The organism is Mycobacterium lehmannii (assembly GCF_001499925.1).
In the GTDB taxonomy this organism is placed as follows: domain Bacteria; phylum Actinomycetota; class Actinomycetes; order Mycobacteriales; family Mycobacteriaceae; genus Mycobacterium; species Mycobacterium lehmannii.
In genome coordinates this window covers 1-590 of sequence record NZ_LQIR01000066.1, presented here as the reverse complement: position 1 = coordinate 590, position 590 = coordinate 1, and the positions used below count along the sequence as shown (strand labels likewise).

The window sequence follows — 590 nt, the reverse complement described above, 5'->3', positions numbered from 1 at the left end:
TCGTCGTCTCCGTCGTCGGGGATGAGGTAGCGGTTGGGGTGGTGGTAGTTGTTGATGCGGGCTTGGCCGGTGTCGAGTTGGGGTGGAGGACGCCATGCGGTGCGCCCGTCTTTGCGTTTGTAGGTGCGCCAGCCGCCGGGTTTGACCCGCCGATTGTCGGGGCCACAGGCCAGGGTGAGCTCGTCGATGTTGGTCTGGCCGCCAGCGGCCCAATCGTTGTGCCCATGGTGGACCTGGCAGTGGTATGCCGGGGCGGTGCAGCCGGGCCGGGTGCAGCCGCCATCGCGGGCGAACAGCGCCAGCCGCTGGGCCTTGGACGCCAACCGGTTAGCCCGCCCCAAGTACAGAATTTCTTCGGTGTGGTCATCGAAGATCGCCAGATAGTGGTGCGCCGAGGAGGCCTGTTTGATCACCTCGCTCATCGGCAGCAGCGACCCCCCGCCGGTGAGCCCGTGGCCGGTGCCCGATTCGAGCTCTGTGAGCTTGGCCTTGATCAAAATGGTGGCCGGCAACCCGTTATTGCTGCCCAACGTGCCCGAGGCGAGCAACTTCCGGCACATGGCATTGAGCGCATCGTGGTTGCGCTGCCC

At 65.9% G+C, this 590-nt stretch carries 1 protein-coding gene; it reads right to left on the bottom strand.

Translation table 11 applies throughout. From position 1 onward, the window contains the following. Nucleotides 1-560: HNH endonuclease signature motif containing protein (locus tag AU192_RS21905; protein WP_242656996.1), on the bottom strand; the 560-nt coding region annotated here is incomplete at its 3' end. Nucleotides 561-590: the final 30 nt, after the last annotated feature.